A 26,133-nucleotide genomic window follows, 5' to 3' on the forward strand; every position below is an offset into this window, starting at 1 on the left:
TTGCAAAAAATTTCTAAGATGAGTTTCGATAATCAGAAAAACTCGTTGTTTTGATTTACTCAGCTTCCTCTCCAACAATGTTATGATTTGCTCCTAAAACGAATCTAATTGCTGGAGTAATCATGCGTAATACTGAACCTCAGTCCGGTTTGAATTTTAATTTCATCGTGCCAGTTGCGATGTTGGCGGTTTTGTTGCTTGTGCCTTTCTCGATCAATGCGTTGTTGCATTTGATGGCGAGCAAGAAGGTGATGAATCCGGTGGTGATGAAATTGCCGGTGGACAGTTCGATGATTTCGATCCCGTCGGAAGTGAAGCAATACGAGAGCTTCGACGTGGCATTGAATCTGGAAACCAAGCGTTTGGCGAAGTTTTTGAACGAACTTGTGTCAACTGCTTCCGAAGGTACGTCGATTCAAGGGATCACCGGTATGGTGTCGGCCAATATGAAAGCTGAGATTGATGGCGCGGCGTTTGAAATCGACAAGCTGGGGCCGCAAGAGCCGTTCTCGGATTATGATGGCACCGCAAGATGGCGCTGGCGGGTGACGCCGGAATCGTCCGGCGCGCAGGCGTTAACAATCCGTTTGCACTTATCGACGCAGCATGACGCGCAGTTCGATAGCCGGGTGCTGGAATTGGCGGAGACCAATTTTGCGGTCGAGGGCAATACCACGGAATGGATGAAGCGCAATATCCTGTGGGTTGTACTGGCGTTGCTGGCGTCGGCAAGCATTTTTTATGTAGTGCGGCGGCGGTTTGCGCAATAAATTCAGATAACTGACGATCCGGCTGATTCCAATTAGAAGTTTGTGAGGCTTGAAAAAAGACGAAAGATCCCTATATCCGGAAATGAAGTGTATTGCAGATGTTTGATACATCAGCCGCGTGATTTGTGAAAGCACTGATGCGGAAGCGAATACACAGAATGTTCTATTTTATCGACTAGGAGAATTTCATCATGGCTATTACACGTTATGAACCTTGGGGATTATTGAGTCAATTGCAAAGAGAGCTGGAGCGCGGCGCTGCCGAAGGCTCCACTGCAACAGCCGAATGGGCGCCTGCCGTGGATATCAAAGAGGAAGCGAATCGTTTTGTGATTTATGCGGATATTCCCGGTGTAAAACCGGAAGCAATCGATATCAGCATGCATGACGGCGTGTTGACGATCAAAGGCGAAAAAAGCTCAGAAAGTAAAACGGAAAAAGAAGGCTACAAGCGCGTGGAACGCACTTATGGCTCGTTTTATAGACGTTTCAGCTTGCCTGATACCGCTAATCCCGATGCTATTTCCGCTTCGTCCAAAAACGGTGTGCTGGAGATCGTGATTCCCAAACGGGAAGCGGTGTTGCCTAAAAAGATCAATGTATCAGCGGTGGAATGATATAACCGGCGGTCTTTGAATCATAGCCGTACCAAATGGAGCCTGCGGGCTCCATTTTTATATCCACCGGTTTTTGCCAAGCCGGTTAAAGCGTGCCACAATTGCCGGTTTTGAAAAATCACATAACCTCATCCGCTGCCGTTACACATGCCGCTTATTACCCTGGATAATGCCTGCTTAGCCTTCGGCCATCACGCTTTGCTCGATCATGCAAACTTGCAGCTTGATGCGGGGGAGCGGGTTGGTTTGATCGGGCGCAACGGTGGTGGAAAGTCCAGCTTGCTGCGCGCGCTTTCGGCGGAGATCAAGCTCGATGACGGTAAGTTGTGGCGCGCACCCGACATCAAACTGGCGTATGTACCGCAAGAGCCGCTGCTAAATCCCGCCAATACGGTGTTTCAGGAGGTATCAACCGGGCTAGGCGATATCAGCCGGATTTTGCAAGAATATCATGCAGTGTCGCATGCCTTGAGCGAATCGCCGGAAAACACCGAGGCGTTGTTGCTGCATCTGCAAGAGCTGCAAAATACGTTGGAAGTGGAAGGCGGCTGGAGCTTGCAAGCACAAATCGAGACTGTGATCGATAAACTCAATCTGCCTGCGGATGCGCTGGTCGAGCATCTTTCCGGCGGCTTGAAAAAGCGCGTGGCATTGGCGCGTGCGCTGGTGATTTCTCCGGATGTGTTACTGCTCGACGAACCGACCAATCATCTGGATTTTTCCTCGATCGAGTGGCTGGAAGGATTGTTACAGAGTTTTGCCGGCAGCGTGTTATTCATCACTCATGACCGGCGTTTTCTCGATCATGTCGCAACGCGGATTATTGAACTGGATCGCGGCCATTTGCAGTCATTTTCCGGTAAATTCAGCGATTATCAGCGAAAGAAAGCCGAAATGCTGGAAGTTGAGGCGATTCATAACCAGAAGTTCGATAAGATCCTGGCGCAGGAAGAAGTATGGATCCGCAAAGGCATCGAAGCGCGGCGTACCCGCAATGAAGGCCGGGTGCGCCGGCTGGAAGCCTTGCGGCTGGAACGCGCGGCGCGGCGGGAAAAAACCGGGACTGCGAATATCAATTTGGATGCCGGCGAACGCTCGGGAAAGTTGATTGCAGAGCTTGAACATGTCAGTAAAAGTTTTGGCGATAAAGTGATTATCAAAGACTTTTCCTGCCGCATTATGCGTGGCGACCGGATCGGATTGTTAGGCCCCAACGGTGCTGGAAAATCAACGCTGTTAAAATTGATTCTGGGGGAGTTGCAGCCCGATTCCGGTACTATTCAGCAAGGAACCAAGCTGATGGTAGCGTATTTTGATCAGATGCGTGAGCAACTCAATGAAGAAATGATTTTGACGGATACCATCAGCCCGGGCTCGGACTTTGTCGAGATCAGCGGTAAGCGCAAGCATGTCATCAGCTATTTGGAAGATTTTCTTTTTCCGCCGGAACGCGCGCGTTCTCCCGTCAAGTCACTGTCAGGCGGTGAGCGCAACCGGCTGTTGCTGGCAAGACTGTTTACACGCCCTGCTAATGTACTGGTTTTAGATGAGCCGACCAATGATCTCGATATTGAAACGCTGGAGCTGCTGGAAGATTTGTTGCAGGGTTATCCCGGCACCTTGTTTTTGGTCAGCCATGACCGTGAATTTCTGGATAATGTGGTCACGCAAGTAATTGCATTTGAAGGAAATGGAAAATTGTGTGAATATATTGGCGGTTATGAAGATTGGAATCGTGCAAAACATTTTGAAGATTCTATCAATCCGCAGAAAATATTAGCGAAGCAGCCAGATACGTTATCAGCCGGTATTTCCAGATTACCCAGGCCTACTCGAGCTAATAAATTGAGTTATCAAGAAGCGCGTGAACTCGAGAGTTTGCCCAGTAAGATTGATCTTTTGGAACAAGAGCAAGCGAATATTACCTTGCGTTTAAATGAGCCGGTCATTTATCGTGATTTTCCGGATGAAGTGAAAGGATTACAAAAACGGTATGCTGCGATTGAAAAAGAACTGGTCGATTGTTTAACCAGATGGGAAGAATTGGAATCAAAATCTGCTTCAAAAATGTAGTGTTTGAATAGCAATTTCCCTATAAACAACATGGACATGCTTACACTTTTCATTGACCAAATCGAGCGCATCGTTTAAAGTTCAACTTTTGAGAGAAGGAGGCTTATATGAAACAAAAATTGGTTATGAATTTATTACTTACTTTGGGTTTGCTCTTAGCATTTTCAGGAGTGACTCAAGCGGCTGGAGATGCAACAGCGGCGAAAGATAAGTTGTCAATGTGTGAAGGTTGTCATGGGATTCCGGGTTATAAAACTGCATTTCCGACTGCTTACAGTGTTCCGAAACTGGGCGGGCAGCATGCTGAATATATCATTAAGGCGCTGGAAGGATACAAAAATGGCACTCGCAGTCATCCAACCATGACTGGATTGGCTAAAACACTATCCCAACAAGATATCGAAGATTTCGCAGCTTATTATTCTAAAAATTAATTGAGTCAACTACGCAAGGAAGGAATTATGAAGAATTATGTAATAGCCGCATTGAGCGGCGCAGCCTTGATACTCTCTAGTCAGGTAGTGGCTGCGGATATTGAAGCTGGTAAAAGTAAAGCAGCCGAAGTATGTGCTTCATGTCATGGTGCCGACGGTAATAGCCCTGCTCCTAATTTTCCAAAGATCGGTGGTCAATATAGAACTTACCTGGTAAAAGCATTGAAAGATTATAAATCCGGTGCGCGGCAGGATCCTATCATGGCAGGAATGGCGGCAAATTTGAGTGAAGCGGATATTAATAACTTGGCTTTCTACTATTCAAGTCAACCAGGCAGCCTGAATTCAAACAAATAAAAGTTTATTTGTTTTCTTAGTCGATTGGAATTGAAATAAGCCCTAGTATTTACTAGGGCTTATTTTTTAATCTTCTGAACAATTTAACTGCTTGTCTAAGCAAGCGAAGTATACGCTGGCATCCGGTGGGGATTGATTGCGCTGGGCTTGCCAAATCATCTCTGCCAAACATTCCATGACCTGATGGGTGGCGGCATGCTCACTTCCGGTTTTTTTCTGTAAGCGCGCAAATCGCTCGCAAATTCCAATCGGCTGATTAATTGACAGCTGTTCCTTGATTGCAACATGCATGCTCATATGTAAAAACGGATTTGTATCCCCCATTTCGGGGGAATAGTCTTTATCCAGATACCGTTCTGCGTCGTCAAGAATCGCTTGATATTCGAAGTGCTGCAAGATGACTTCCAGTGCGATTGTTTCGATGCCGGATAAAATTTCCCGTTGACGATATTTGCGCCAAGTTTCAAAAAACAATTGTCGTGCTTGATCTCGTGTGGGTTTAAACATGATCAGATAGTTTTGTCAGGAAATTCACACAAGTGATTGATCTTGCAAATCGCGCATTCCGGTTTTCTCGCTTTGCATACGTAGCGTCCATGAAGAATCAGCCAATGATGCGCATCCTGACGATATTCTTTAGGAACGGCTTTGAGCAATTTCAATTCCACTTCCAGTACATTTTTGCCCGGAGCAAGCCCTGTCCGGTTGGCAACGCGGAAAATATGAGTATCAACTGCGATTGTAGGTTCACCAAACGCCGTATTCAATATTACATTGGCTGTTTTGCGCCCAACACCTGGTAATTGTTCCAATTGCTCGCGTGTTTGAGGCACTCTGCTGTCGTGCAGTTGTATTAATAACTGGCAAGTAGCCAATATATTCTTGGCTTTGGTTTTATACAGGCCGATTCTTTTAATGAATTCCATCAAGCCGGTCTCGCCAAGCGCCAGGATTTTTTCCGGTGTATTCGCCTGCGGAAAGAGTTGCCGGGTTGCCAGATTGACGCTTTTATCGGTGGCTTGCGCGGAGAGAATGACGGCAATCAGCAATTCGAAAGGTGTGTGATACTGCAGCTCCGTGGTCGGATGCGGATTGACGGATTTCAGGCAAGCGAAAATTTCATGCCGTTTAGCTGAGTTCATGCGGTTTTGTGGAAGAATTACCGGCGTGCGTTTGTGAGCGAATCATTTTTGCGCGTGCGAGCGCTGCTGCAACCATGGCTTTCTTTCGTTCATCGGTGATTGGTTGGGTACTTTTTATCACGGCGCCGGTTGTTTTATGTTTACTCGATTTTTCTGCAGTGCGTTGTTTGTCATGTTCAAGTCGCTGCTGTCTGCGTTGATACCGGGTACGCGCATGGTCCGCAGCTTGCTGCTTGCGTTCAGCGGCGCCAAGGCTGTTTGTGCCGGTAGTGTTAGCGGCTGGAATCAAGCTGATACAGTCCATCGGACATGGCGCGATGCATAACTCGCAACCGGTGCATTCCGCTGCAATCACGGTATGCATTTGCTTGGCTGCTCCAGCGATGGCATCGACAGGACATGCTTTAAGGCAGAAAGTACAGCCGATACACAAATGCTCATCAATTATAGCTACGACTTTGTAGGATGACGGGGAGCCATGAGCGGTATTGAGCGGCTTGGGCGGTACATTCAACAATTTCGCGATTTTCGAAACGCCATCCTGATCCCCCGGCGAACATTGATTGATATCAGCCCGGCCTTCGGCGATGGCTTCCGCGTAGGGCCTGCACCCGGGATAACCGCATTTGCCGCACTGTGTTTGCGGCAAAATGGCATCAATTTGATCAATCAATGGTAGATTCATGCTGATTCGGTTTTTTGAGAGGCTTGACCGGTGCAGAGTGCCCGTGCAATCGTACCGGCCAATCCCGGGCCGTGATAGATGAGCCCGGTATATAACTGAATCAGGCTGGCGCCGGCATTTAGTTTCTCGGTTGCATCATCAACCGACATAATGCCACCGACACCGACAATAGGAATTGCATTTTGCAGAAAGCCATGCAACTGCTGAACGATGGTTGTCGATCGCTGCCTCAACGGCGCACCGCTAAGCCCGCCAGTCTCTTGCGCAATCGGTAGATTTGCGATGCTTTCGCGTGAAATAGTGGTATTGGTGGCAATGACCGCATCTATCCGGTGCTTGAGCAATAAGGCGGCGATTGATTCAATTTGCGTGGTATCGAGATCGGGTGCGATTTTTACTGCGATCGGTACATATTTTCCATGAATCTGCGACAGTTCTTGCTGCGAGGATTTTAATCGGCTGAGCAAGTGATCCAATGCATCGGCGGATTGCAGTTCCCGCAAATTCTTGGTATTGGGCGATGAGATGTTAATCGTCACGTAACTGGCATAGCGATAAACTTTTTGTAAGCAGAGCAAATAGTCCTCGGCCGCTTTGTCGAGCGGCGTATCAAAATTCTTGCCGATATTGATCCCTAAAATACCTTGATAACTTGACTGTGTGACATTTTCGATCAACTGATTGACGCCGTGATTATTAAAACCGAGGCGATTGATAATGGCGTGCGCCTCGGGTACGCGGAAAAGCCGGGGCAACGGGTTTCCAGGTTGCGGTCTGGGTGTGACTGTGCCGATTTCGATAAAACCAAACCCCAGCAAGGCGAGCGCGTCGAGATGCTCGCCATTTTTATCCAAGCCGGCGGCTAATCCGACCGGATTGGGGAACGTTAATCCCATTACGGTTCGAGGCTGGCAATCAATGACAGCTCCAGGCAACAGACCCCACCACCCTAGCTGATCGATCGCGGCTAGAGAAAGGCGATGCGCGGACTCGGGGTTCAGTTGAAACAACAACGGACGAAGAAATTGATAGAGCATGGCGGAATTTTATCCTGAAATAACCATCATGCTATGAGAATTACGCGAAAATGCTGCTGTCCAGCGGCTGCCATCGACCATCCAACAAGACTTCGAGCGGTTGGAAGTTTATTTTGTATCGCATTTTCCGGTTGTCTTGGATCCAATAGCCTAGATATAAATAATCCTTCTTCAGATTCCGGCACTGTTCAATTTGCCACAGAATACTGTACGTGCCGAAACTCGCATGAGCTATATCCGCATCAAAAAAAGTGTAAACCGATGAAAACCCATCCGGCAGCAAATCGATGATGCTCACCATGCGGAGTTGCTCATTGTCGCGAAACTCAATCAGCATGGAATCGACATGACTTTGCAGTAAAAAATTGTGATATTGCTCACGGCAATCCTTATCCATACCGCCACCCGCATGGCGTTTTGCCTGGTAACGCTGATAGAGTGCAAAATGTGCGGGATTGTAATGCAGCGGATGAGCGGAAACTTGTAAATGCTGATGTTGTTTCCACGCCCGGCGCTGGAAGCGTTTGGGCAAAAAGGATTTAGCTTGGACACGGACCGACAAGCAGGCTTGGCAATGTTCGCAACGGGGGCGATAAATATAATGCCCGCTGCGCCGGAAGCCGGCTTGTATCAATTGTCCGTAAGCAGAAATATCGATGATGTGCTCCGGCGTGACAACTTCCGAGCACGCGGATTTGCCTGGTAAATAACTGCAGGAATAAGGGTTCGTGGTTTGAAATTTAATCACGGCAATATCAGAAGATTTCAAGTAACATGCGTTCAAAGTTCCATTTGTCGCCGATTTCGCCATCGGTAATCAGCGTTTCCAGATGTTGACTGAAGTTAAGACGGGAAATTTCCCGTGCCCCGAGTGATGCCAGGTGATGGGTTTTTACTTGGCAATCAATCAAACCGAATTCCCAATATTGTAGTTGTTTCACCAGATGAACGAAGGCGATTTTCGACGCATCGGTGAGGCGGGAAAACATTGATTCACCGAAAAATACTTTTCCCAAAGCAATGCCGTAGAGACCCCCAACCAGCTCGTCATCAATCCATGTTTCCACCGAATGCGCTAAACCCATGTCGTGCAACGCCGTATATGCAGCGATCATTTCCGGATGTATCCAGGTTCCTGATTGCCCCTTTCGTGGCGCTGCGCAAGCGTGCATAACTTGATTAAACGCTGTATCGGTGCGAACTTGGTAGCAATTCTTGTGGAGAGTCTTACGTAATGATCGGGATATTTTTAACTCTTGAGGAAACAACACCATTCTTGGGTTCGGGCTCCACCAAAAAATTGGTTCGTTCTCATTGAACCAAGGAAAAATACCTTTGCGATACGCTTCGATCAATCTTTGCGGCGATAAATCTCCGCCAACCGCTAATAGGCCGTTAGGTTCATCCAGGGCTTTTTCAAGCGGAGGAAACGATGAATAAAGGCTTTTTTCGTTGATCATGATTTTCCGGTAATGAATGGTGATTGCTATTAAATTGATATAGATCAAAATTCCTACAAAAGTATTTTTTTATTCTGTTAGGATTGTTTCTCGCCGTTCTTATATTCTTATAAATTGAAACCTAGAAAGGGGAATTATATGAAGTATTTTTTGCAAAAGGAAAAGTTAATCAATAATTTTGTAACAAGTTCGCTGTTGTTGGCTTTAGTAGCATCTTCGCCGCAGGTATTGGCGCAAGATTCAACCAGTCAACGTATCAAGCAACTTGAAAATGCATTGCAAGAAATTCAAAGTGAACTAAGTAGGATTAAAGCGGAATCGGCCAGAACACAAGAAATTCAAACTGAATTGAATCGAGTAAAAGCGGAATCAGCACAAACCACACAGAAAGTTGATAGGATTCAACAAGTCACTGAACGTAGTCAGCAAGAAAGCATGGATTTCGAAGGTGTCAGCGAAAAAAGGACTCTGCTGTTTTTCCGTGGTGGTTATGCGCGTAGTGATTCACTTCGCAACGGCACCACGTTGGAAAGCCGCGTTGTTCCGCTTGGCGCGCAAGAGCAAGCCGGCCGGGATGCCTGGTATGTCGGTGCCGGCTTTGACTATCAATTGACTCGGGATGGTTGGGGGTTTATTCCTAAAACCGAGATTGACGCAGAATTGATGTTTGAATACAAACAATTTGGAATAGTCGCGGGAAATGCGTTAGCGAACGAACCCAGTATCTTGGCGGGTGCGCCGCTTAACCCGCGAGGTGTGACGGTAAACCAATTCACTTTGACCGCGGCGCCTAAAATCAAGTTTAACCATTTCGCGGAATATAAGATCAGACCTTGGATCATACCGGCCGGTCTTGGTATTCATGTGATCAGCCCGCCGTCTGAATCGGTTACTTATATTGCTCCTGGAATTATGTTCGGCGGGGGTGTTGAATATAACATTTGGCGGGATTTCTTCGTCGGTGTTGATGCACGCTACCATTATGTCCCCGGCGGACTGGATGGTTCCAGTTTCAGCGGCATGACAACCGGTGGTTATGTCGGTATCGGTTTCTAAACTTAATTTAAAGCAATCAGCAAACGGTTGGAATGACATACCGGTAATCGTTTTATGATTAACTGATTTGCTATTTTTTTCGTTCGCAGCCAGATAGCTCGAAACGAAGCCTTGGCACCTCACTAATTGCTTAGTGGGGTGTTTTTTTATACGGCTAGAGGTTATCCCATGAATCCAATCGACTGAAACACCGTTCAATTCTTTCGGTTTGGCGGATATTGAAATAATCGCCATTTCCAATTGAATTGCAAGGTGCTCAGTCAAGCAGCCATCAGCGATAAAGCCGATGGCTGCGATTTGATTAATCTCCGATCGGATTTCTTTGCGCGGTGGTCAGACCGGCTTTCCATTCATCCGGCAGGTTTTGCACCCAACCGTTATAAACGGTAGGAACTGCCAGTATACCTTGTCCGCCAAATCCCGGAAGCTGGCTGACGGTATCGTCGTTTGCCGTACCTCCTGTAGCAACCAAGGAGATCGTTCCGGCGATGGCCGCGTCTTTTAAGTTACCGGTATTGTTGGGATCCAAATCCACTACGATTAAACGGTTGGAGAATTTGCTCGTAACGTATGCATAATAACCGCCCCCTTGCTTGGCGCCAAAGTTGGCGCCATGACAACCGGGATCGCACGGCAGCATTTTAACGATGTTGTCCGTCGCAGTATCGACGATGACGATTTGACCACCGGTTGCTGCGATAACAACTGCTTTACCATCGGGAGAAACCGGCGTTTGAATCGGCAATACACCCACAGCAATTTCACCGTTGAGGTCATTGTCGGCAAACGATCCGTCGATTGGATTGTAGTCGGCAATGAGATTCACGGTTTTTAGCAATGCGCCGGTATTGCTATCCAATACGCTTAACGAATGGTGCAACAGATTGGTCGCATAAATTTTGCTGGAGTCCGGCATCATGCCAATCGCAATCGGATGCGCACCCGGCGCGCCTTGACCGGTACCGGTTCTGGCATGGATGTCGCCGTTAGCCGCATAAATTCCGACATCTCCGGTATTGATGTTCGGCGTAACGATTCTGGAGCCATCGGCACTGATCCAGTGCCCATGAGGATTCGCCGAAGTATGACCCTGTCCTTGCGTGGGCATCATTTTGGAAATATTGGTTGTTCCGACAGGGATAACCGCAATGCTGTTTTCACCGTTGATGGCGATCGTAATGTCATCGTTGGTCGGAAGCGTAACCACGTGCGATGGCGCGTAGCCAACTTGAATATTTTTGATCAGTTCGCCGTTTTCGCGATTAATCAAAGATAATTTATTATCAAACCATTGGGTTTGGTAAATGACCGATTGATCCCTGTTACTCCACATATTATGCGGATTATTCATATTAATTTCAGGTAACGCAATTTTGCGTTTGACCGACCAGTCCGTGGCGTTCACGACGGTAATCGTACCAGCCTTGTATTTGCTTGCGGTTTTCTCGAATTGCGTATTGACCCAAACTTCTCCAACACCCGGTGTTGTCGGTGGAGTGGCCGCGGGAAGCGGTGCATCCACGATATTGAGGATCGATAATGGCGCGGCCAAACCACCCGGTGTGACATTGCCAAACGGTGCACCGGAGATTCTTACTGGAAGTGTCGGGAATCTGACATTCCAAAGACCTGACGAGTAGTCTTGCCAATTGTTCGGTGAGGTGGCTACGAAGAATGTTCTCAATAAACGAACTGCGAGATCGCTGCTGGTTGGTAATCCGGCGATACCGGTAACCAGGTCAATCATATAGTCCATCGCGGGATTGCCTAGATCGAGTCCTTCCGTTTCAGGATCGTCGACAATGACGGCGCCAAACATGTACGGGTGAACTTTACAGGTAAATACATACAAACCCGGTGTATCGAGTTTGACGATACCGCCGCCACGATATGCATCGGTTTGATTAAAAGGCATATGATGCGCACCCGTCGGCCATAACAAAGAGCTAATGGTATGCACAGCATTGGTGTCAGACATGATAAAGTTGACGCTACTGCCTGGATAGATTACTTCCAACGATTTGGTTTTGATGTCGAAAGGCAATCCAACAATGGCATCACCTCGAGGGCTTCTAAACCAGCTGGCCGGTTCGTCGCTGATTTCTAAGGTGACCAGACCGGGTTCGGATGGACGGGTGCCTAACAGGATATTGCCATAAGGCGATGCGCCAACAACACTGTGACCGTCTCCACCCGCTGGATCGACTCGGAAACTGCCGTGCATGCCGGCTTCCATGTGGGCGATCAAGTGGCAGTGGAATTGCCAATCGCCAGGGCCGACACCGCTGCCGGCTTTAATGGTGAAGCTGTGTGTATCGGTACCCTCACTCAGCAATTTGGTGTCGATCACGGTTGTGGTATCGGTCTTGAGCCAGCGGTGCGCATGCAAGTGGAACGTGTGTCCAGGTCCTATTGATAACACATGGAAACGGACCAGATCATTTTCAACCGCGCCTAAATTAGGGGCTGCCCATAGCGGTTTTTGCACGCCATCCGCCGCTATTTCGGTACCCCAGAAGGTTGAGCCAACCATAAACAGCACAAATTGCTTGTCGATATCGGCTTGCGTGACCGGAACGATACTACCATCGTCGTTCACGAAGCTGTCGACCGGGCCATTGTTTTTGTCAACAATGATGGCGCCAAAAAGCCCTAGCAACTCTTTGCCATTGTTATCGCCGTGATAAACGTAGGTACCGGTTTTATTAGCATGCAATGTGTAATTTTGTGTTTCACCCGGTTTCGTTTTTGCGGTATTGCTGTTAACCAATCCTGGGACATTAAAGCCGACATCGGTCGCGGTGTTATTAGTGAGCGTGATTTGGAGCGTATCACCCTGCTTTACGAACAAAACCGGACCGGGAATAACGGCTTCCGCATCGGCAGCGCCCATCGCATAGCCTAATTGTCCGTTAGGTAAGGTTTTGGCTGTAAAACTAAAGCTGTGTATTGCGGCCATTGCCATCGATGATGACAAGAAAGCGATGGCAAACAGCACAAAGACTGCCATTGTCGCAATACGTTTATTGAATCCTATAATCTGTTCTTTCATGATGTGATCCTTAATTTTTGGATGCATAATTGCTTATTAATCAACAATAAAGTTGCCTTTCATGCCCATTAATTTGTTTGAAAAATTGTTATCTACGTATTGCGTGCTGTTTTTAGCTCTAACATAGAAGACATGCTTTTCCAGAGGGCCGATGGCGATTTGACTGATAAGCTTGGGGGTACCCGGATCAATCCATTTATAACCGTTCAATGTGAATTGATGGAGATCCGTGCCTAAAGCAATGAGGTGAAACCGGACATCGGTATTTTTAGGCGCATTGAGCGTTGGGTTGGCGCCATGTTTGGATTGTTTTTTGGTGGCGCTGTCGATTTCAACACCCCAGAAAGCATCGTCCCCGAGATAGAGAACATATTCTTTGGAATATTTAAATGCATTATGGGGTTTGGGATTTGCTGCCGGATTGACGATAATCGCGCCAAACAATCCTTTGTGTTCCGAGCCGTTGTGGTTGTCATAATTATGATCGTGGTATGCCCAGGTGCCCGCGGTTCCCGGTGCGACATCCCATTCATACTCATACGATACGAAAGTATTTTCAGGACCTTCTCCAGCGCCTTCGTCCTGGATTCTGTTGATGACTTTGAGCGTACCATCGCTCAGGATTTTGTAATGAACGCCATGGACATGCACGCTGACCTGCTTGCTGACCCCTGATACCGGATAGCCGGAATCAATCGCATTGAACAACGTCAACTTGACTTTATCGCCTTCGGTTAATTCGATAATCGGGCCTGGTATGGTGGCGTCAGAACTGTATCGGTCGGTGACATCCAAGCCATCGACAGTATGGCTGATCATTCTATAAGCCAGCAATTTATTGCCGAATCCATCGTCTGCGGTTTCTTCCGCGGTCATATTGATAACATGCTCGGCGGCATAGCTTTTATCGATACCAATGAAAGATATCGACATTGCCAGTGCAAAACCGACTGCGGCTTGTGTACATAACAAGCGGTATGGAATCTTCGTTGCTTCAATGGCGCTCTGCGAAAGCGGCATGTCGCAACTCGATGGATTAACATGAAACGGCATTTAGGTTCCCTCCTTAGGTGAAAAATATTTCCGTAGTCAGCGAACCGTGAAGGGAAAATACGTCGCGGTTAGTTTGTGCGGGTATTTCGAATGAAGTCCACGATTCTCTTGAAACCTACGGTTTGAGTAATGGATAGCAGGGGTAGAAGATTGCTATCTATTTAATCAGAGAGGGATTTTAACAAATATAACTTCTGTTAAATAGAAGGCATTTGTCCTTAAGATGCAGCTAATTTTCGGTATCTCTCGAGTCAAACGTCCCGATCAAATAGGATTCTTTGAAGTAGTTATACAGAGGTGCTTTCAAGCACAGTTCAATTTGTTTTTTAACGCCGATTTTCTTATAGATAACCGATAGTTGATTGCGTACCGTTTTTTCAGTGACCAGCAATTGTGCGCTCATTTCCTTGGCTGATAAGCCTTTGCATGCCAGGTAGGCAATATGACGTTCGCTGTCGCTTAATTTGGGGTGATTGGGTAGTTTTGCAGCGATTGGCGGCTCTGCAGAAGGTTTGGAGCTAAATTGCGCTTGCCAAAGCAATTTGGTGACATTTCGATCAAACCAGATTTGACCGGTATGGATCGAATAAATGGCTTTAAGCAGCAAATCAGACGGGTGTTGTTTGCTGATAATGCCGACGGCTCCGGAACGGAATGTTTGCAGGTGTGTTTGTTCGCTATTGTGATGCGAGAAAGCAAGCACTTTGCTTTGCGGGCTTATTTGCAATAATTTGGAAATATCCTGAGCATAATTTTGATTGCTGAGGAGTAAATCCATCAAAATTACATCAGGATTGTGCTGCGAGGTTAAAATGAACAGATCTTCGATGGAATTCGTATCCGCGATCAGACGGATCGCAGCGTGCTTCTCGAACAGCGATCGTAAGCCAAGACTGACAAGCTCAAAGCTCTCGGCCACCAGGATGCGTATTTTTGTGCTAGATGGCTCTGCCATGCGTATTATTGTTTTTTATTGAATAAAACTGTTTCTAGGGGATCGTATTAATTTACCGGATTAGTTTTATATCGCTGATTGGTAGTTTTAATCAGCTATTTATAGCGTGTTTTTATAATCTATCTGTTTTTAGACTGATTCTATCAAATGCATTTAACAATAACCAGATGATATCTATCCCGATAAATGGGGTAAATTGTGGAATTGTATCCAGAAAATATCCCGACTGGTTGAATAGGAATACTGATAATTTTGTGCAAACGACCTGCTGTAGCTTGTAAGGGAAAAGTATCCATCTTAATTGATGAATCGGAAATATTGGCATGCGGGAATCTTGACAAAAGCAAGCATGCACAGTCGATTCATATTAAAATCGCAGCTTTTGCTAATTTCCTCGAATCAAGTTTATGCATCCGATGTTGACCATTGCGGTGAAAGCCGCACGCCGCGCTGGCAGTATTATTAATCAAGCTTCGCAAAATTTGGATTTGCTGACGGTATCCAAGAAATCACATAGTGATTACGTCAGTGAGGTCGATGGCGCAGCGGAAGCAGCGATCATTAAGGTACTGCACTCGGCATATCCGGATCATGCGATCCTGGCGGAAGAAAGCGGGCGGCAAGGCGATCACGAAAAGTCCGAGTTTTTGTGGATCATCGATCCGCTTGACGGTACAACCAATTTCTTGCATGGTTTTCCCAAGTACTCGGTTTCTATTGCATTAAAGCATAAAGACGTATTAACTCATGCGGTGGTTTATGATCCGAACATGAATGAACTATTTACAGCAAGCAGAGGAACGGGCGCATTTCTGAACGATCGTCGCATCCGGGTCAGCAAACGTGCCAAGTTTGAAGATTGCTTGATCGGAACTGGTATTCCGTTTCGCGATTTGACCCATTTAGACGCGTACCTCGCGATGTTCAAGGACATTGTGCCGCGCACCGCAGGTATTCGCCGGCCTGGTTCCGCCGCGCTGGACTTGGCTTATGTAGCGGCGGGCCGCTATGATGGATTCTGGGAGATCGGTTTGGCGCCTTGGGACATGGCCGCCGGTTGTTTGCTGATTACCGAAGCCGGTGGCTTGGTTGGCGATCTGGAAGGCAATGGCACGCAATTGGAAAGTGGTCAGATCGTAGCGGGCAGTCCTAAAGTGTTCTCGCAGTTGCTGAAAGTGATCGCGCCGCATCTTACGCCCGCATTGATCGAAGCGCAACGCACCGCTAAATCCTAGGATACTGATTATGGCTATACGAGCCAATCACTTCGTTGTGCGGTTTCGCTCCCTCGCCGAATCAATCTGCGTTTCCCTTGTGATCCGTTGAGTCGGTTTCCGTAAACGGCAACGCTTGATTGTGATTGTCCGGCTCGATCAAAGATTTCATTTCATCCAGCGGTGGAAGTTCGTCTAAAGTCCGTAAATTGAGATCGTCGAGGAAATTCAGTGTGGTGGCGAACAGAGCCGGCTTTCCCGGCACATTGCGGTGCCCGATCTCTTCAATCCAGCCTCGTGCCAACAACGTTTTGAGTATGGAACCGGATACGCTGACACCCCGGATTTCTTCAATATCGCCTCGTGTAACCGGCTGGCGATAAGCGATGATGGCGAGTGTTTCCAGAATAGCGCGCGAGTAGCGTGGTGTTTTTTGCGGGGCGAGCTTCTCCAGGAATGGTTGCATTTCAGGTTTGGTCTGAAAGCGCCAGCCGCTTGCCACAGTGACCAGCTCGATGGCGCTGTCGCGCCATTTGTCACGAATTTCTTCCAACAGCCTGGAAATCACCGCATTGTTTAGTTCGTGATCGAATAATTTTCGCAATTCGCTGATCGGTAGCGGTTCTTGTGTGGCAAGCAGGGCTGCTTCCAGAATTTGTTTTGCTTTCTCAGGATTGAGTGATTCTAACGTGATGGGATTAAGCGACGTCGACGGCGCGGACATAGATTGTTCCAGAATCTTGAGATTGGGAAATTTCCAGCAGTAATTCCTTGGCAAGTTCCAGTACTGCCAGAAACGTCACAACGACTTCCATGATCGTGGCGGCGGGACTGAATAAATCGTAGAATTCCAATTGTTTCCGGGTACGTAAATCGCGTAATACTTGGCTCATATAAGCCCGCACGGAAAGCGTTTCACGCTTGACCTGATGATGCCGGTTGACTTTTGCGCGTGTCAAAATGGCGATCCAGGCATTCCGCAGATCATCACTGTTAACATTTGGCAATCGGATGGTTTCGTTTTGTTCTATCCGGATCTGGGCGATGCTGAAATCACGTTCGGCTTGGGGTAATCTATTGAGCCGATCCGCAGCTTTTTTAATTTGCTCGTATTCGAGTAAACGTCGCACTAATTCGGCACGCGGGTCGCTTTCTTCCGCTATTTCCGTTTTAGACTTGGGAAGTAGCATACGCGATTTGATTTCAATCAGTAGCGCGGTCATTAGCAAATATTCTGCGGCCAATTCCAATTGATCAATTCGCATCATTTCGACATACGTCATATATTGTTGCGTGAGTTCCGCCATCGGGATATCGAGAATGTTCAGATTATGCTTGCGGATCAAATATAACAGCAGATCAAGCGGCCCCTGGAAGGTATCGAGAAATACCTCCAGCGCATCCGGCGGAATGTATAGATCCTGTGGAATTTCCAGTAGCGGTTCGCCGCAGATTCGGGCAATCGGTTGCGGTGACTGTGATTCTAAGGAATCAATAACCGGATTCACCATTGGCAGACCATTGGAAATGGCTTAGGAATAATTCAAACCCATTGCTTGACGGATGTCGCGCATGGTTTCTTCCGCCAATTTATTGGCTTTTTCGCAACCGTCGGCGATGATGTTGCGCACCAGGGTCGGATCTTCTTCGTATTTTTTGATACGCTCATGCATCGGCGCTTGTTCGGCGAGGATCTTATCGATTACCGGTGATTTGCAATCCAGACAGCCGATTTCGGCGTTCTTGCATCCTTTTTGCACCCAATCGCGCGTGGCATCGTCAGAATAAACCAGATGAAATTGCCATACCGGGCATTTGGCAGGATCACCCGGATCGCTGCGGCGTACCCGTGCCGGATCGGTTGGCATAGTGCGAACTTTTCTGCGGATGTTTTCAGGGTCTTCACGCAAGCTGATGGTGTTGTTATACGATTTGGACATTTTCTGGCCATCCAATCCGGGCATGCGGGAGGCTGCGGTCAGTAATGTTTCCGGTTCGGTCAGAATCATTTTGCCGCCGCCTTCGAGATAACCGAACAAGCGTTCACGGTCGCCCAAACTCAAATTCTGTTGCTCATTCAGCAACGATCGCGCTTCTTCCAGCGCGTGCTCATCGCCCTGCTCTTGATACAGCGTGCGCAACTCGGTATACAGCTTGGATTTTTTTGAGCCGAGCTTTTTGATGGCCGCTTCGGCTTTTTCTTCAAACCCAGGTTCTTTGCCATAAATATGGTTGAAACGGCGGGAGATTTCGCGGGTAAATTCCAGATGCGGTGCTTGATCTTCGCCAACCGGTACCAAGTTAGCACGGTAAATCAGGATATCGGCGCTTTGCAACAATGGATAGCCCAGAAAGCCGTAAGTGCTGAGGTCTTTCTCCGAGAGTTTTTCCTGTTGATCTTTATAAGTGGGAACACGTTCCAGCCAACCGAGTGGCGTCATCATCGACAGCAATAAGTACAGCTCGGCATGCGCCGGGACTTTGGATTGAATGAATAAAATCGCCTGGGACGGGTCGACCCCCGCGGCCAGCCAGTCGATGACCATATCCCAAACATTTTGTTCGATGATTTCGGGTGAATCGTAATGGGTTGTCAGTGCATGCCAATCGGCTACAAAAAATAAGCATTCATATTGTTGCTGCAATTTCACCCAATTTTTCAAGACGCCGTGATAATGTCCTAAATGCAAGCTCCCGGTGGGGCGCATACCCGATAAAACACGATCAGCAAACATATGGATTTCCTAATATTGAAAACATTGCTAAATATATAACTCAAAAAAAGATACGATGAAAATTTTCACCCATAGAATGACCGGCCCGATGATAGCGCCCAAAACACCGCTGAATAGCAAGAGCAGCAAAATCATAAAGCCGTAAGGTTCGATCCGGGAAAATTGATACGCCAAGCGGTGCGGCAGCAGGCTGACCGCCATCCGGCCACCATCTAACGGTGGCAATGGCAACAGATTCAACACCATCAGGATAACATTGATTTCGATTCCGGCAATTCCCATCAGGGCGAGCGGCCTGGCATAGCTGACCTCGGGCATTAGCAACGCCAATTTGATCATCAGCGCCCAGAAGAATGCCATTAATAGATTGGCACCCGGCCCGGCGGCGGCTACCCAAAGCATGTCGCGTTTCGGGTGGCGCAGATTGGTAAAATTAACCGGTACCGGTTTAGCCCAACCGAATAAGAACCCTGCGCCGATGGTTAATTTACTTAGAATAAATAATGTCAACGGTACCAAAATCGTGCCGACCAAGTCGATATGACGGGCCGGATTAAGACTGATGCGGCCGGCATTGAATGCGGTCAAATCGCCGAATTTCTTAGCCATATAACCATGCGCCGCTTCGTGCATGGTGATGGCGAGAATAACCGGTAATGCATAAATGGCGATGCCCTGGATAATTTCATCCATGGTCGATCCCAAATGGTTCGAGATTGCCTTTGCCAAGCCGCACCAACTCCGGCGCATCGGTTGTCAGGTCGATTACCGTGGTCATGTCGATGCCGCAAGAACCGGCGTCCATGACCAGTTCCACTTGATGTTCCAAACGCTCCCGGATTTCTTCCGCATCGTTCAGTGGATATTCGTCACCCGGTAGAATCAATGTGGAGCTGAGCAAGGGTTCGTCGAGTTCTTGCAATAACGCTTGTACGACCGGATGATCCGGGATGCGTAATCCGATGGTGTTGCGTTTCGGATGCTGCATGCGGCGCGGTACTTCGCGAGTTGCTTGCAAAATAAAAGTATAACTGCCGGGTGTCGTGGCTTTCAGCAAGCGATATTGGCTGTTATCGACTTTTGCGTAAGTGGCGATTTCCGCCAGATCGCGGCAAACCAAGGTGAAATGATGGCGCTCGTCCACTTGCCGGATGGCACGGATGCGCGCCATCGCGTCTTTATCGCCCAAATGACAGCCCAAGGCATAACAGGAATCGGTCGGATAGACAATGACACCTCCTCCGCGCACGATGGCAACGGCTTGTTTAATCAAGCGCAAATGGGGCGTATCGGTGTGAATAGCAAAAAATTGGGCCACGGATAAAACGGTCGTGCAATGAAAGATAATTGATTCTGTGCGTCAATAAGTCAGTTCGGTCGTAAAGGAAGTTTTAAAGTGATGCCAAACGGGCGTGCAACCCAACGGAAACTCCGGCAATTGTCCCAGATCGAAATGGCTTTCTCCCGGTCCATGAAAATCCGAACCGCAGGAAGCCAGTAAATTTCTATCCTTGGCATGACGCGCGAAATGCTGCATTTGTTCATGAGTATGGCTGGATGTTACCACTTCAATGGCCGAACCACCCAATGCGGCAAATTCATCGAGCAGATCGTTCAACACATTTTTTCCCAAATCGTAGCGTCCGGGATGCGCAATGACCGCCCGGCCACCGCTGCCGCGAATCCAATTGATGGCATCGCTCAATGGCGCCCATTCATGTGGTGTATAGCCGGGCTTACCCTTGACCAGATATTTTTTGAACACCGATTTAACATCTTTGGCGTATCCTTGTTCGACTAGAAAGCGCGCGAAATGCGTCCGACCGATGAGGCTGCGTACGCCGACGAAGGTATAGGCGCCTTCCAGGCTGCCCGAAATGCCGATTTTTTCGAGTTCCGCCGCGATATTTTTAGCGCGCTGCGCGCGGCCTGTACGAACTTGCGCCAGGCCTTCCACCAAAGGCGCATAATCCGGATCGATATCCAGCCCGACAATGTGAATCGTCCGGCCGCGCCAGCTGACGGATATTTCCACACCATTTATAAATGTGATACTTTTCGTTTCGGCGATCTGCCGAGCTTCCGCGAGTCCGGCGATATCGTCGTGATCGGTCAAAGCCAGTGTTGCAACGCCACGTTGAGCGGCGCGTTCGACCAACTGAGTCGGTGTCAGTACACCATCGGAAATTGAGGAATGGCAATGCAGATCGATATTAAGCATGAAAATTCGTTGAACACCCGCGGGATACGCATGATAACAAATATCCGCAGTGAAGAGAAATAATTACATTGACTAATGAAACAGAGAGTTAAATCCACCAACCGTTCACAATGATAGAAAAAACGCTATGGAAAACCTGATTGATAAACCCTCCAACTTTCTTGATTACCTTTCCGCCGCACCGCATCGCAGCTTGTTTCTGGCGGGTGCATTGCAAGGTGTGCTGACTGTGCTGTGGTGGATTTTTGACCTGGCTGGCCGCTACGGTATTGCCGGTTCGATGACCGTCTGGAACGTCGCACCGAGCTGGGCGCATGCGTTTCTGATGGTTTACGGTTTTTTCCCGTTTTTTATTTTCGGTTTTCTGTTTACCACATATCCGAATTGGATGAATGGCGACAAAGTGAAACCAAGCGAATATGTCGCTACTTGCGTGCTGATGGCGAGCGGCGTGGCATTGTTCTACGCGGGGTTATTGACGCACCGGATCATCAGCATTGCCGGCGTGGAACTGATGTTGACCGGCTGGAGTATCGCGGTTTACGTGCTGTTGCGCATTTTGCTGACCGCGCCGGCGGCGGATAAACGCCATGCTCGTGTCACCAGCGTCGCGCTGGTCATGGGCTGGCTCGGTGTCGCGGCGTATTTGTTCTGGCTGGTCAGTGACAGCCCGATGCTTATCGATTTCGCCCGCGCTGCCGGACTCTGGCTTTTCCTATTGCCGATCGTGCTCACGGTGTCGCACCGCATGATTCCGTTTTTCTCCAGCCGCGTACTGGATAACTACGAAATGGTGCGGCCTTTCTGGATGCTGTGGCTGATGCTCGGCTGCATTGCCGCGCATGGTGTGCTGCAATGCTTCGAGCTTACCGCTTATTTGTGGTTCGTTGATTTCCCGCTGGCCGGGTGCGCGCTGTACCTATCGTACCGCTGGCAATTTCAGCGCAGTTTTCAGGTGAGCTTACTGGCAGTGTTGCACATCTCATTCGCCTGGCTCGGCGTGGCCATGCTGCTGTATGGCGTGCAAAGCCTGGTGTATTTCGCCTCCGGCAATTTCATTCTAGGTCTCGCCCCGCTGCACGCGCTCGGCATCGGCTTCTTCTCCGGCATGGTTCTCGCGATGGCTTCACGTGTCACCCTCGGCCACTCGGGACGGCCATTGGAACTCGACCGCTTCACCTGGCTACTGTTCCTGGGCTTCCAGGCAACCGCCTTAGTCAGAATCTTGGCCGATCTCATCCCGGCGATTGCGCCGATGTTCTATGTGCTCGCAGCGTTCATTTGGCTGGCGTGTTTCGGATTATGGGCAATCAAGTTCGCGCCGATTTATTGGCGTGCTAGGGTGGATGGGAAGGCGGGGTGATTCTCGTTAACGGAGAAGTTAAATTTTGTATGCTAAGACCATGAATAAAAAAATTTCCTATTTAACTGAAATAGAATGTAACTTTGATCGAGATGCTGTAATTCAGACAGATTTCTTCTGGGATCCTATTTGTGGAACATATTCAATCACTGACGATGCTGCCACGGAACTCAGCAGAGCGATAGAAAACAAAAGGAAAATTGCCAACGTACTTGCTCAAAGAAAATGCCGAGGAATTGATATTCTTACTCGAATTACAATTGAGAAGTCTGGAAAAAATGGGGATTGGAGTTTGGAAGCAATCCAAGACTTGCTTTCTCTATACCCGGCATCGCCTTTAGAAATGCTTGATGAAGCTCTGATAAATATTTCTTATTTGATAAAACATCCTAGTGAAGAAGTATCCATAACTGAAGATGAAGTTTGGTATCTTTATTCTTACGATCTTAATTCTAGTTCATACATTCTGAGACAATTTGAGCAACTAGGGTTCATTAAATTATCCTCTAATGGGCCAGTAAAACAAAGATTTACTATTGAAGCTGGTGGATGGAATAAGCTATCTCAATTACAGAAAAATCTTAGTAAATTTAGAAAACAAGCTTTTGTTGCAATGTGGTTTGATAAAACGATGGACAGCTTTTACCAAAATGGCATCAAGCCAGCGATTGAAGCCGATGGTACAAAATGTATAAGAATTGATCTTCAGGAACATAACAATAAAATCTGCGATGAAATTATTGCAGAAATTAGGAGAAGCAATTATCTCGTAGCAGATTTTACTGGTAATCGGGGCGGTGTTTACTATGAGGCTGGGTTTGCATATGGGCTGGGTATTCCCGTAATCTGGACGATTCATCAAGATCATTTAGCGAATGTTCATTTTGATACTCGTCAATACAATCATATCGTTTATGAAACAGAAGAAGAATTAAAAGAAAGGCTTTTGAGTAGAATTAAAGCAACAATAGTCGATTGAATGTATTGCAAATACCAACATGTTGACCGTTAACATACATGAAGCAAAGCTTCACTTATCCGAGCTTATCGAAAAGGTAGTAGCAGGCGAAGAAATTATCATCGTGAAAGCCGGGAAGCCGGTTGCCAAATTAGTGCCGTTGCATAGTGCACCTTCTGCTCGAAGTTTGGGCATTTTCCAAGGAAAATTGAAAATACCGGGAGATTTTGATGCCGCATTACCTGAGGAGGCGTTGCTGCAATTTCAGAATGCGGATATCGAACCATCTTCTGAGAATCGCTAACAAAACAATGCGATTGCTGCTCAATACACATATTTTGCTGCGGGCGCTGGATACGCCCAGTCGATTGCCGCAAATGCTGAGAACGCAGCTTGAATCACCGTTGGTCGAAGTGTATTTTAGTGCCGCCAGTATTTGGGAAATCGCGATCAAATCGGCATTGGGGAAGGTGAAGTTTCACTATTCCGCCAAAGAAATTGCGGATGGGGCGGGAATGACTGGTTTCATCGAATTGCCCGTTTCTTCCGAACATGCAGCGGGTGTTGCGCATTTGCCGATGCTGCATACCGACCCGTTTGATCGTTTGTTAATTGCTCAGGCATTAGCGATGCCTGCCCGTTTAGTAACTGCCGATGCTGCGTTGGTTGGTTATTCCGAGCTGATCGATTGGATCGGGAGGCCTTAGTGGTCGTACCGTGAAAGCTTTGAAGTAGCGCAAGAATGGATTGGTGCAAAGTGGCACTATTTGTTTTACTCAATATGTTTCTTTATGGCTGCCAACATTCATCAGAATGATCTCATGATCGGCAGTATGATTTCCAGCGTGATGCGGTAAATGAGCGAGTAGTTCATTTGGCGAGAATATCAAAAGAACCGGGATTACCAAAGAAGAGATAAAAATGCCGGAATTGGTAATCCCGGGTTGCAGCAACGGCGGGCGCGGTACTGAGAAACGGCCTTGGTAGCCTTCCGGTGGATTGAATGCGTAGAGGTTGACACTGGTGCTCGGCAACGCAACGAAAGCGATCAACTGGTGTAATGTGCTTTACGTGCGAATTTCATGATGACTCTCCTGAATGATTAATCGGATACACAGGCGGCACATATTTGCCGATTGTTGCCACCGTCATTAGGAGATACGCAGTAACTGTTTTTTTGGATGCAAGTGTAGTGTAATTTTTGCCAGTTGAATGATTTTCTGGTTTGATGTTTGTTAGTAGACTTGAGTTGGAATGGAATCGTGCACTTTTACTGCATGCGCCACGGGCGCACGAATTATAACGACCTGGGATTATGTAACGACGATCCGGTCCGGGATGTGTATTTAACCGGAGCGGGTATAGCGCAGGCGGAAACCGCGGCACAGCAGTTACGAAATATTGCTTTGAGCCGTATCTTGGTTTCGCTGTTACCGCGCACCCGGCAGACGGCGGAGATTGTGAATCGCTACCATGCGGTTCCGATCGAGGTGCATGCCGATCTGGCGGACATTCGTTCCGGTTTTGAGAGTCAACCGGTGGTGAATTACTTTGCGGCGATTGATCATGATCCACTACGTGCGCGGATCAATGGCGGGGAATCGTTACTGGACCACAAGCAGCGGGTGTTGCGTTTTATTGACTGGTTGCGTGAGCAACCGGACGATACGCTGCTGGTGGTTGCTCACGAAGAAACCATGCGAGTGTTTATCGCTTATTTCGAAGGCGGTATCGAGGATGCGCGATTGCGCGATATTCACATTGGCAATTGCGAATACCGGCATTATGTGTTGACGCGTTAGTTTTCCGTTTGATAGTTTTTGAGTTTTGCCTGGATCGCGGCATGATCGAGATGCGGCGCAAACATTTCGATGAAATCGAAAATATAGCCGCGGATATAACTATTGCGGCTGATACCGATACGCGTCGTGCTCGGTTCGAACAAATGACTGGCGTCTATCGACTTCAGATTCACATCCCGTCCGGCGTCAAAAGCCATGTTAGCCAGGATGCCGACACCTAATCCCAATTCCACGTAAGTCTTGATGACATCGGAATCGATAGCGGTGAGCACGACATTAGGTTCCAGCCCTTTGTTGGCAAATGCCTGGTTGATTTTTGAGCGACCGGTAAAGGCAAAATCATAGGTAATAATCGGGTATTGGTTGATTGCTTCCAACGTGAGTTTTTTTAGCTTTAACAGCGGATGTTTCGGCGGGACCACGACGCAACGGTTCCATTCGTAGCAAGGCAGCATGATAAGCTCTTGAAAATGCTCGATTGCCTCGGTTGCAATGGCAATATCCGCTTCACCGGAGGATACCAATGCTGAAATTTGCATCGGATTGCCTTGCCGCAAGGTCAACTTGACCTTGGGGTAACGCGCGGTAAATCGCTTTATAACGGGCGGCAATGCATAGCGAGCCTGGGTATGGGTCGTGGCGATGGTCAATGTACCACCGGCCTCGTCGGTAAATTCCTGTGCGATGCGTTTCAAGTTGTCTGCGTCACGAAGCATTCGCGTTGCAATTTTTATGATCTGTTCACCGGGAGGGGTGATCCGGACAATGCGTTTGCCATTGCGCTGAAAGATATCGACACCGAGCTCTTCTTCCAGTAACTGGATTTGCTTGCTGATAGCGGGTTGCGAAGTGTGCAGATTCTTGGCAGCCTTGGATAAGTTCATATTATGATTGGCAGTTTCACACAGGTAACGTAGTTGCTGTAGTTTCATAAAAGATGTTCGGTAATAATAAAAAATTATATATGTCTAATATAATATTATTTTGAATTATAAAAATGAATTGTTATGATGCAGCCCGATTGAAAGAGTGAATCGATATATCTGATTGTGTTGTAGGTTGAATCGAACAAGGTTATTTTATTGAGAGCAAAGTCATCCGATTCGATGTCATTGATCCATAGAAAAAGTTTGTGGTTTATTTTTTTGG

General features: G+C 47.7%; 29 protein-coding genes. 12 read left to right on the forward strand and 17 right to left on the reverse strand.

Annotated elements, in window-relative coordinates; translation table 11 throughout:
• Window positions 1–122: 122 nt before the first annotated feature.
• From KF839_RS00535 to KF839_RS00555, 5 genes are all read left to right on the forward strand, one after another.
• Window positions 123–770, forward strand: coding sequence for a hypothetical protein (locus KF839_RS00535; RefSeq protein ID WP_292915855.1), 648 nt, complete (start codon window positions 123–125; stop codon window positions 768–770).
• A 191-nt stretch (window positions 771–961) separates the two neighbouring features.
• Window positions 962–1,387 carry an Hsp20/alpha crystallin family protein gene (locus tag KF839_RS00540; RefSeq protein WP_292915856.1) on the forward strand — a complete coding sequence of 142 codons (426 nt, stop codon included), beginning with the start codon at window positions 962–964 and terminating at the stop codon, window positions 1,385–1,387.
• Between the two features lie 147 nt (window positions 1,388–1,534).
• Complete coding sequence (locus KF839_RS00545) at window positions 1,535–3,460, forward strand: ATP-binding cassette domain-containing protein (protein ID WP_292915857.1); 1,926 nt, start codon at window positions 1,535–1,537, stop codon at window positions 3,458–3,460.
• Between the two features lie 107 nt (window positions 3,461–3,567).
• Complete coding sequence (locus KF839_RS00550) at window positions 3,568–3,894, forward strand: c-type cytochrome (protein ID WP_292915858.1); 327 nt, start codon at window positions 3,568–3,570, stop codon at window positions 3,892–3,894.
• A 27-nt stretch (window positions 3,895–3,921) separates the two neighbouring features.
• Entirely contained in the window at window positions 3,922–4,251 is a 330-nt protein-coding gene (locus KF839_RS00555) for a c-type cytochrome (RefSeq protein ID WP_292915859.1), read from the forward strand.
• Window positions 4,252–4,317: 66 nt separating this feature from the next.
• On the opposite strand, the gene KF839_RS00560 is transcribed toward KF839_RS00555, so the two are convergent.
• Genes KF839_RS00560 through aat form a run of 6 tightly spaced genes read right to left on the reverse strand, consistent with a single transcriptional unit; the run spans window position 4,318 to window position 8,575 of the window.
• A complete protein-coding gene (locus tag KF839_RS00560; protein ID WP_292915860.1) occupies window positions 4,318–4,758 on the reverse strand; it encodes a DUF1841 family protein in 441 nt (146 codons plus the stop codon).
• A gap of 2 nt (window positions 4,759–4,760) precedes the next feature.
• A complete protein-coding gene (nth, locus tag KF839_RS00565; RefSeq protein ID WP_292915861.1) occupies window positions 4,761–5,393 on the reverse strand; it encodes an endonuclease III in 633 nt (210 codons plus the stop codon).
• The gene (rsxB, locus tag KF839_RS00570; protein ID WP_292915862.1) at window positions 5,380–6,078 is read right to left on the reverse strand and encodes an electron transport complex subunit RsxB; all 699 of its coding nucleotides are present in this window, start codon (window positions 6,076–6,078) and stop codon (window positions 5,380–5,382) included. Before rsxB ends, nth begins: the two co-directional genes overlap by 14 nt.
• Window positions 6,075–7,115, reverse strand: a complete 1,041-nt coding sequence (locus tag KF839_RS00575; protein WP_292915863.1) for a quinone-dependent dihydroorotate dehydrogenase — start codon at window positions 7,113–7,115, stop codon at window positions 6,075–6,077. Before KF839_RS00575 ends, rsxB begins: the two co-directional genes overlap by 4 nt.
• A 40-nt stretch (window positions 7,116–7,155) precedes the next feature.
• The gene (locus KF839_RS00580) at window positions 7,156–7,863 is read right to left on the reverse strand and encodes an arginyltransferase (RefSeq protein WP_292915864.1); all 708 of its coding nucleotides are present in this window, start codon (window positions 7,861–7,863) and stop codon (window positions 7,156–7,158) included.
• A gap of 7 nt (window positions 7,864–7,870) precedes the next feature.
• Window positions 7,871–8,575, reverse strand: coding sequence for a leucyl/phenylalanyl-tRNA--protein transferase (gene aat / locus KF839_RS00585; RefSeq protein ID WP_292915865.1), 705 nt, complete (start codon window positions 8,573–8,575; stop codon window positions 7,871–7,873).
• A 138-nt stretch (window positions 8,576–8,713) separates the two neighbouring features.
• Here aat and KF839_RS00590 point away from each other — a divergent pair, with 138 nt between their 5' ends.
• Window positions 8,714–9,631, forward strand: coding sequence for a porin family protein (locus KF839_RS00590; RefSeq protein WP_292915866.1), 918 nt, complete (start codon window positions 8,714–8,716; stop codon window positions 9,629–9,631).
• Window positions 9,632–9,932: 301 nt separating this feature from the next.
• On the opposite strand, the gene KF839_RS00595 is transcribed toward KF839_RS00590, so the two are convergent.
• The 3 genes from KF839_RS00595 to KF839_RS00605 all read right to left on the reverse strand — a co-directional run bounded on the left by KF839_RS00595 (window position 9,933) and on the right by KF839_RS00605 (window position 14,691).
• Complete coding sequence (locus tag KF839_RS00595; protein WP_292915867.1) at window positions 9,933–12,683, reverse strand: multicopper oxidase domain-containing protein; 2,751 nt, start codon at window positions 12,681–12,683, stop codon at window positions 9,933–9,935.
• 36 nt (window positions 12,684–12,719) lie between these two features.
• Window positions 12,720–13,736: a multicopper oxidase domain-containing protein gene (locus tag KF839_RS00600; RefSeq protein ID WP_292915868.1), complete on the reverse strand. Its 1,017-nt coding sequence runs from the start codon at window positions 13,734–13,736 to the stop codon at window positions 12,720–12,722.
• 229 nt (window positions 13,737–13,965) lie between these two features.
• A complete protein-coding gene (locus KF839_RS00605; protein ID WP_292915869.1) occupies window positions 13,966–14,691 on the reverse strand; it encodes a response regulator transcription factor in 726 nt (241 codons plus the stop codon).
• 407 nt (window positions 14,692–15,098) lie between these two features.
• Here KF839_RS00605 and KF839_RS00610 point away from each other — a divergent pair, with 407 nt between their 5' ends.
• The gene (locus KF839_RS00610; RefSeq protein WP_292915870.1) at window positions 15,099–15,926 is read left to right on the forward strand and encodes an inositol monophosphatase family protein; all 828 of its coding nucleotides are present in this window, start codon (window positions 15,099–15,101) and stop codon (window positions 15,924–15,926) included.
• A gap of 61 nt (window positions 15,927–15,987) precedes the next feature.
• On the opposite strand, the gene scpB is transcribed toward KF839_RS00610, so the two are convergent.
• Genes scpB through KF839_RS00640 form a run of 6 tightly spaced genes read right to left on the reverse strand, consistent with a single transcriptional unit; the run spans window position 15,988 to window position 20,861 of the window.
• Window positions 15,988–16,629: an SMC-Scp complex subunit ScpB gene (scpB, locus tag KF839_RS00615; protein WP_292915871.1), complete on the reverse strand. Its 642-nt coding sequence runs from the start codon at window positions 16,627–16,629 to the stop codon at window positions 15,988–15,990.
• Window positions 16,604–17,416 (reverse strand): segregation and condensation protein A, encoded by an 813-nt coding sequence (locus KF839_RS00620; RefSeq protein ID WP_292915872.1) that lies wholly within the window; start codon window positions 17,414–17,416, stop codon window positions 16,604–16,606. Before KF839_RS00620 ends, scpB begins: the two co-directional genes overlap by 26 nt.
• 21 nt (window positions 17,417–17,437) lie before the next feature.
• Entirely contained in the window at window positions 17,438–18,640 is a 1,203-nt protein-coding gene (locus KF839_RS00625) for a tryptophan--tRNA ligase (RefSeq protein ID WP_292915873.1), read from the reverse strand.
• A 27-nt stretch (window positions 18,641–18,667) separates the two neighbouring features.
• On the reverse strand, window positions 18,668–19,333 hold the full coding sequence (locus tag KF839_RS00630; RefSeq protein ID WP_292915874.1) for a site-2 protease family protein: 666 nt from the start codon (window positions 19,331–19,333) through the stop codon (window positions 18,668–18,670).
• Entirely contained in the window at window positions 19,326–19,958 is a 633-nt protein-coding gene (locus KF839_RS00635) for an L-threonylcarbamoyladenylate synthase (RefSeq protein ID WP_292915875.1), read from the reverse strand. Before KF839_RS00635 ends, KF839_RS00630 begins: the two co-directional genes overlap by 8 nt.
• A gap of 42 nt (window positions 19,959–20,000) precedes the next feature.
• Window positions 20,001–20,861 (reverse strand): 3',5'-nucleoside bisphosphate phosphatase, encoded by an 861-nt coding sequence (locus KF839_RS00640; protein WP_292915876.1) that lies wholly within the window; start codon window positions 20,859–20,861, stop codon window positions 20,001–20,003.
• Between the two features lie 127 nt (window positions 20,862–20,988).
• Here KF839_RS00640 and KF839_RS00645 point away from each other — a divergent pair, with 127 nt between their 5' ends.
• Genes KF839_RS00645 through KF839_RS00660 form a run of 4 tightly spaced genes read left to right on the forward strand, consistent with a single transcriptional unit; the run spans window position 20,989 to window position 23,889 of the window.
• Window positions 20,989–22,224 (forward strand): NnrS family protein, encoded by a 1,236-nt coding sequence (locus tag KF839_RS00645; RefSeq protein WP_292915877.1) that lies wholly within the window; start codon window positions 20,989–20,991, stop codon window positions 22,222–22,224.
• Window positions 22,225–22,264: 40 nt separating this feature from the next.
• A complete protein-coding gene (locus KF839_RS00650) occupies window positions 22,265–23,203 on the forward strand; it encodes a TIR domain-containing protein (protein ID WP_292915878.1) in 939 nt (312 codons plus the stop codon).
• Window positions 23,204–23,222: 19 nt separating this feature from the next.
• Complete coding sequence (locus KF839_RS00655) at window positions 23,223–23,486, forward strand: type II toxin-antitoxin system Phd/YefM family antitoxin (RefSeq protein ID WP_292915879.1); 264 nt, start codon at window positions 23,223–23,225, stop codon at window positions 23,484–23,486.
• A 13-nt stretch (window positions 23,487–23,499) separates the two neighbouring features.
• Window positions 23,500–23,889, forward strand: a complete 390-nt coding sequence (locus KF839_RS00660; RefSeq protein WP_292915880.1) for a type II toxin-antitoxin system VapC family toxin — start codon at window positions 23,500–23,502, stop codon at window positions 23,887–23,889.
• Window positions 23,890–23,958: 69 nt separating this feature from the next.
• On the opposite strand, the gene KF839_RS00665 is transcribed toward KF839_RS00660, so the two are convergent.
• Window positions 23,959–24,234: a hypothetical protein gene (locus KF839_RS00665; protein WP_292915881.1), complete on the reverse strand. Its 276-nt coding sequence runs from the start codon at window positions 24,232–24,234 to the stop codon at window positions 23,959–23,961.
• A gap of 210 nt (window positions 24,235–24,444) precedes the next feature.
• On the opposite strand from KF839_RS00665, the gene KF839_RS00670 reads away from it, so the two are divergent.
• On the forward strand, window positions 24,445–24,984 hold the full coding sequence (locus tag KF839_RS00670; RefSeq protein WP_292915882.1) for a histidine phosphatase family protein: 540 nt from the start codon (window positions 24,445–24,447) through the stop codon (window positions 24,982–24,984).
• Here KF839_RS00670 and cysB read toward each other — a convergent pair.
• Entirely contained in the window at window positions 24,981–25,916 is a 936-nt protein-coding gene (cysB, locus tag KF839_RS00675; protein ID WP_292915883.1) for an HTH-type transcriptional regulator CysB, read from the reverse strand. The genes KF839_RS00670 and cysB overlap by 4 nt on opposite strands.
• Window positions 25,917–26,133: the final 217 nt, after the last annotated feature.

This window comes from Nitrosomonas sp., assembly GCF_019635155.1.
Taxonomy (GTDB): Bacteria; Pseudomonadota; Gammaproteobacteria; order Burkholderiales; family Nitrosomonadaceae; genus Nitrosomonas.